Annotated in this window: 1 protein-coding gene; it reads right to left on the bottom strand. The window is 43.0% G+C overall.

Annotated elements, in window-relative coordinates:
- Positions 1-763 precede the first annotated feature (763 nt).
- A complete protein-coding gene (locus ACP6PK_RS14665) occupies positions 764-4,609 on the bottom strand; it encodes an EAL domain-containing protein (protein WP_426560300.1) in 3,846 nt (1,281 codons plus the stop codon).
- Positions 4,610-5,247 lie beyond the last annotated feature (638 nt).

Genomic DNA, 5,247 nt, shown 5'->3' with positions numbered 1-5,247 from the left:
TTTGATACAACGGTCTGGTAGGGTGGGTTAGGCGGCAATAATTTCACAGAATAAAATAATATTTCCCTGGCCGCCGTAACCCACCGAATACTTGATATTTGAGGCGTTTCTCAGATTGTGTTTGGCTAAGATGGTGCCCTGCGACAGATTGTTAAATGGCTTTCACAGTCTAGCTTATACCTGTCTAACGCACCCTACTGAACCGACACTATTTTTGATACAACGGTCTGGTAGGGTGGGTTAGGCGGCAATAATTTCACAGAATAAATAATATTTCCCTGGCCGCCGTAACCCACCGAATACTTGATATTTGAGGCGTTTCTCAGATGGTGCCCTGCGACAGATTGTTAAATGCCTTTCACAGTCTAGGTTATACCTGTCTAACGCACCCTACTAGACTGACACAGCTAAAACTGTGCATTAGGGAGTAGGGGAGTAGGGGAGTAGGGGAGTAGGGGAGTAGGGGAGAAAGATTTTTGTTGGGTTTCGTCCCTCAACCCAACAAAAATCTATTGCACCACAGTCTACTACAAATTTTGCTTTTCAGCTCCGGATAATTACTTACCGTAAGATTCATTGCGACTCGAACGGAGTGGAAGGTTTGCGGAGCATTCCGGAACGGATAGCAATCTCCGCGCACCCTTGAGATTGCTTCCCTGTCGGTCGCAATGACGACACTACTAAATCTTTGTATCATTCTCTCCTCCTAACTTCCCCTCCTGGGAGGGGTTAGGGGTGGGTTGACTCCTGACTCCTCTTTCTTCTAAAATAAACTTTCCCAATATTCAGGATTTTCTATCAACTGCTGCGCTTCTGTCGCTGGAACTGCATGAGAAAAAAAGTACCCTTGACCATATTCACAGCCGAATTCTTGCAGTACCCTCAATTGTTCTAAGGTTTCGACTCCCTCAGCAGTTACAGTAAGTTCGAGCTGCCGTGCTAAACTAATAATTCCCCTGGTAATACCCACTAAGGACGATGTTGAATCTAAAGACTGCACAAAAGACTGGTCAATTTTAATCTCATCTATGGGAAGACGATGTAGGTACGACAGGGATGAATACCCAGTGCCAAAATCATCAAGAGTAATACTTACCCCTAGTCTCTTAATAGTTAATAGTAAGATCTCCACATCACTGCCATGACCGATAAAGGAATTTTCTGTTAATTCCAGGCAAATTTGCTCAGGGTTGACACCTGATTCGCTGATGGCTAAATTTAGGTTATTGATGAAGTTCAAGTGCAGGAGAAAATCAGGAGAAATATTGATATTCATCCGAAATCCTTTGTTGAAAGCAAATTGCTGATTCCATTGACTCATCTGATGGCAAGCTGACTTCAAAATCCAACTTTCTAATGCTGGCATGAGATGGGAAGCTGCAACAATGGGCAAAAATTCTACGGGAGTAAGTAGTCCTCGTTGAGGATGTTGCCAACGTACCAAGGCTTCAAACCCAATCAATGACTGACTCGGAAAATGTATCAACGGTTGATAATGCAGGAGAAACTCTTCCTGCTCTAACGCCTGGTATAAGCTGGCTTTCAGTTCCGCCTGGCTTTCCCGTTCAGACCGCATGGAAGGATTAAAGACTACCATATTTCCCGGTCCTTGGCGTTTGGCCTCGTACATCGCTATGTCGGCATTTTCTAAGATTACCGTGTCACTCTGCCACTGATCCTCTGGATCATAAAAGGCAATACCAATACTGACGGTGATGGATAATTGGGTAGACGCAACAGGGAGAGGTGTGCCGATCGCTGATTGAATGCGAGATGCTACCTCCATTGCTACTTCCGGGTGAGTGGTTTTTTCTAGCAAAATAGCAAACTCATCTCCCCCTAAGCGAGATACCATATCCCCAGGGCGCACAGTATTCTTGAGGCGTTCGGCGACTTCCACTAGCAGTTGGTCGCCAGCAGCATGGCCGAGGGTATCGTTTACTTCTTTAAAACTATCCACATCTAGATATAGCAGAGCAAATTGATAGGAAGTATCCCGACTGACACGAGCGATCCACAATTTGATAGTTTCCAAGAAAAAGGATCTATTAGCTAACTGGGTTAACACATCAAAAAATGCTTGATGTTGCAGATCGTTTTGAATCTTCTTCAGGTCATTAATGACTACTAGGGTAAGTACGACACCATTGGTTGTGCGATCTTCCCGGACATAGGGCAAAATTCTTAGCAGTAAGCGATCTTGTGTGTTAACATTGGTAGCTTCTAGTTCTTGAGAAGTTTGATTTTCGGCGACTTGCTGAACTAGAGAGATTAAATTATTGGTATCTAGGTAATTTACCAGTTCGGTTAGGGGTCTGCCAATATCCCCTACGCGAAAGTTAAATACTTTGGCAGCAGCAGGGGTATATTTACGGATATTCAAATCCTCGTCAAGAAACACAACACCAATATCGGTACTCTGCAATAGATTATCAATATCGGCACTAAGTTCGGTCAGCTCTTCAATGCGTTCCTGATTTTCCGCATTAACGGTGTAGAGTTCTTCATTAACTGATTGTAGTTCTTCGTTAGTGCTTTGTAGTTCTTCATTGGAAGCTACCAATTCTTCATTAGTCGCCTGTTGTTCTTCGTTAGCAGTTTCTAGCTCTTCAATGCTAGTTTGCAGATTTTCGCGGGTCTGCTGTAGTTCAAATTCCAGCTCTCGAATTTGCAGAGACAGAACAGAGTTAGGATCAAATTCTAAGTCTGTCGAGGGTGTAATAGATTCAGTAGCGATCGCCACTTCCAACAGTACAATTATTTCAATTTCATTGTTATCATCGTCTTCTACTTTCCCTACCCAAAGATTAATCCTTTGCTGCAACTCCAACTCCGATATCTGGATGTCGTTGTAGACTACCGACACCTGATCCCGCTTCACCCGATGCAAAGCTGTACTTAAGGGTATCTTGCTGCTTGGTGGCACAATATCTAATATATTTGTGGTGATTTCTCCTATAGGCAACTCCAGCAACTTAGCAGTGTTAATCAATATATGTATAATCTGATAATTCTGATTGATTATCACACAAGTGACTGGTTTATCCCCAAACCGCAGCTTAAAAACAGATTTCAGCAACGTCTCGTAAACAGGCCGCTCTGATTTTACCGGTTTGTACATCGTCACAGACTGCATAGTAGGAGACTTAATAATGCGACTAACCGGTAGTTGCACATCCAGGCGTTTACGAAAAATTTTCCACTGCTGGTTGATGACATCAAACGCATGGGGTATGACTCCCAAATTTTCCGAAGGTCCAAGGATTAAAACCCCTTTTCTTGCTAGGGAGAAGTGTAGCAGCATTAGCACCTGTTCCTGCAAAGCAGGCTGCATATAAATTAGTAAGTTACGGCAACTAACCAGGTGCATCTGAGAAAAGCCTGGATTTTTTGTCAAATCATGGGAAGCAAAAACCACCTGGGAACGAATCGACTTTTTTATCCGATAGGTTGAGCCTTCCGCAACAAAGTAAGATTCCAGCCGTTCTCTCCCGATATCTTGAGTAATATTGTCACTATAAATCCCCTGAGAAGCAATGGCTAAAGCCTCCTGATCAATATCAGTAGCAAATAGCTTTACGGGATGTTTTTCCTCCATATCCCGCATCACTTCATCAACAGCAATAGCTAGAGAATAAGCTTCTTCCCCAGTGGAACATCCGGTCACCCAAAGCCGGAGAGGGTTGCCTGGCTGCAAACTTTCCAGTATAGAGGGTAGCACGTCTGTTTGCAGCAAAGACCACATCTCAGGATCGCGGAAGAAACGAGTAGCACCAATTAGCAAATCTTGTCGGAGATTTTTGACTTCTTCTACACTATCATTTAGGTAATTAATGTATTGAGAAATTGTATTGACTTTAGAGAGTAGCAACCGATGGATAATACGACGGTTCAGAGTCCCTGGTTTGTACAAAGAAAAGTCTATATTTTCCTGCCTCTGCAAAATATCTAGAATCTGGTTCAGTTGTTCAGGAGGCAGTAGGTTTGTAGAATTTGGAGTCAGAGATGCCTGAGTATAGCTGTAGCGAATTATATCACAGACTGCCTGGGCTAATTCTTCTGGAGAAAGGATTTCATCCACCAGCCCTGAACTTAGGGGACTACTGGGCATAGCTCCGAATTGGGTTGTCTCCTGGGACTGTACTAGGGCCACACCCCCCGCCCGGCTAATCGCTTTGAGGCCCTCAGTACCGTCGTGCCCCGTACCAGAGAGCAAAATACTAATACAGCGATCGCCTCGTTCCTGAGCCAGACTCAAAAAGAAATAGTCAACAGGATAATCAATTTGTCCCCCCTGACGCTCTTCTAAGTACAATTGTTGTCCCTGTAACCTGACTATAAACCCTGGGGGCAGCACATATACGCTATTCATGGCAATGGCCATGCCGTTTTCAATCAGGTAAACTGGCAGTCTAGTGCGTCGCTGTAGCAGCTCTACCATTAAACTACGAAAGTCTGGGGATAGGTGCTGGACTACCACAAAGGCGGCACCAGGTTCAGGTAGCAAACTGCTAAAGAAGGCTTCGAGGGCCTGAAGTCCACCTGCTGATGCGCCAATACCTACCACAAAGCTTGCGGATGGAAAATTTGGGTTGGGTTGGTCTATCATTTCAGTTATAGCGCTAGGGAATAGGGAATAGGGAATAGGGAATAGTCTAGTAGGGTACGTATTTACGGCTTAAATTCAGACTATGAAAGAGATTCAGCAATCCGTCGTAACGCACCATTTTAGGTATGTTTCAAACCAGAATGTTACAAATGGTTTAATAGGTTGTTTGAGAAGTTATTGATACCCCTAAATCCCCCTTGTTCAGGGGGACTTTCCGTTGTATTTCCTTCCTTTTCAAGTCTAGTAGGGTGCGTATTTACGGCTTAAATTCAGACTATGAAAGGCATTTAACAATCTGTCGTAACGCACCATTTTAGGTATGTTTCAAACAAGAATGTTACAAATAGTTTAAGAGGTTGTTTGAGAAGTCATTGATACCCCTAAATACTCCTAAATAAGCGAGAGTTTCCGTTGTATTTCCCCCTTTTCAAACATCCTCTAAATAAGGAAGAAGTTCAATAATTAATTATTACCTCTCCTTAAAAGAAGAGGCTTTAATACCTTTTCAAGTATTTATCCTAATATTTGTCATAAACCCAATTTCTGAGAGTTGAAACAACAGAATATTTGTACTTCTTTATTAGGAATATTTGTACTTCTTTATTAGGAATATTTGTACTTCTTTATTAGGAATATTT

Source organism: Dapis hubbardiae BLCC-M172, from assembly GCF_050016015.1.
GTDB lineage: Bacteria > Cyanobacteriota > Cyanobacteriia > Cyanobacteriales > Microcoleaceae > Trichodesmium.
The sequence above is the reverse complement of the archived record's forward strand: the minus strand, read 5'-3'. Positions and strand labels throughout refer to the sequence as shown.

Bases quoted from the DNA above. Each gene is read 5' to 3' on its own strand.
- ACP6PK_RS14665 (WP_426560300.1), bottom strand. From the start codon at position 4,609: ATGATAGACCAACCCAACCCAAATTTTCCATCCGCAAGCTTTGTGGTA.